The 1,374-nt window shown below is 34.4% G+C and carries 1 protein-coding gene; it reads right to left on the reverse strand.

Translation table 11 applies throughout. The features are described 5' to 3' along the window. Positions 1-61: 61 nt before the first annotated feature. Positions 62-1,120, reverse strand: coding sequence for an IS110 family transposase (locus tag ACFSQ0_RS07125; protein ID WP_379046226.1), 1,059 nt, complete (start codon positions 1,118-1,120; stop codon positions 62-64). Positions 1,121-1,374: the final 254 nt, after the last annotated feature.

A 1,374-nucleotide genomic window follows, 5' to 3' on the forward strand; every position in this document is an offset into this window, starting at 1 on the left:
TCATAGGTACTGTGTTAAATAACAAGTAATTTAATTAAAATTTTTTAGTAAGTATTTTATGTTAAACCATAATGCTATCCTGCGCAGCAAGAGCTTTTGGTTCTTGCTGCTTTTTAATTTCATATTCTGGATCATAGTTAACTTCATTTTTCCATAATGTATACATTAAAATCAATAATTTCCTTTGAACTGCTACCAAAGCAACAATAGGTTTAGCTTTATGAGGCTTTAACCTTTGGTAAAACTGTTTTAGAGTGGGATTACAACGTACACAGGTCATTGATGGCATATGAAGGACCGCTCTTATATGACTATTTCCTTTTTTACTTATTTTAGTTTTACCCTTAAACCTTCCCGATTCTCTTAAAACTACATCATAACCCGCAAAACTCGTAAGTTGTTTTGCACTTGTTATGGACTCAAAACCTAAAGTTTCACCAATAACTGTAGCTGCTGATATAAATGATATACCAGGAATACTTTCTAAGTACTGAATACGGCGTTTTAAAGCTGTTGTCTTTGATACCAATGCTTGCATTTCTACTTCTATTGCTTCTATCTGTGCATCGATAAGATGTAACCTCGACAAATGACGCTTAGATGCTTTTGAGCTGGAATAACAACTAGACTCAATAGCTCCTTGTCTATTATTTTCTACATTCCTATCTTTTAAAAGAGAACTACGCTCTCTACTAAGTGCCCTTAACTCTTGTAGTTCCTTGCTTGGAGGTCTCCAAGGTCTTAGGCTTCGTTCAAGACCCAACATACTTAACATTCTGCTATCTAAAGCGTCTGTCTTTGATCGTTGATCTAAACTCTGCGCATATCTCTTTACCCTTCCTGACTGCATAACACTAACTTTATAGCCTTGGTTATATAAGTATTGACAAACCCTTTGGTGATACACTCCAGTGGCTTCCATCAAAACTACAAGTTCGACATTATTATCTACTGCTTTCCTTATCCAAGAGACCATAACCTTAAACCCTGATAAGTCATTATTAACATCGCAATGACCAATAAACTCTTTTTCAAGATTAGTGTTTAGAACTCCCAGGCATATTGATAAATTGCTTTTGGATACATCAATTCCCAAACATTGTTTTAGTTTTTTATTCATAATTTTATAGTATACTACAAGATTAATTTTCTTTACCATCTTTGCTCGCAGTTGATACGATCTCAAGTATAGGATCTAGGTACTGTTCAGACTCTAAGAAAATTATAGAAGGGTGGGATTTCTATGAAACGATATCACTCTTGGTTTGTGTATCTAGCCGAGACCTCTCTATCCCTTCTATTTTACTTGTATTGTTAGTCAGAAATTTACTATTTTTAATTCCTAATAACTAAGGTGTCGTAAACATACGAGCC

The sequence above is a fragment of the Mesonia sediminis genome (assembly GCF_042684705.1).
Lineage (GTDB): Bacteria > Bacteroidota > Bacteroidia > Flavobacteriales > Flavobacteriaceae > Mesonia > Mesonia sediminis.

What these genes read in the sequence shown, in the direction of transcription:
- ACFSQ0_RS07125 (WP_379046226.1), bottom strand. Translation starts at nt 1,120, where the DNA reads ATGAATAAAAAACTAAAACAATGTTTGGGAATTGATGTATCCAAAAGC.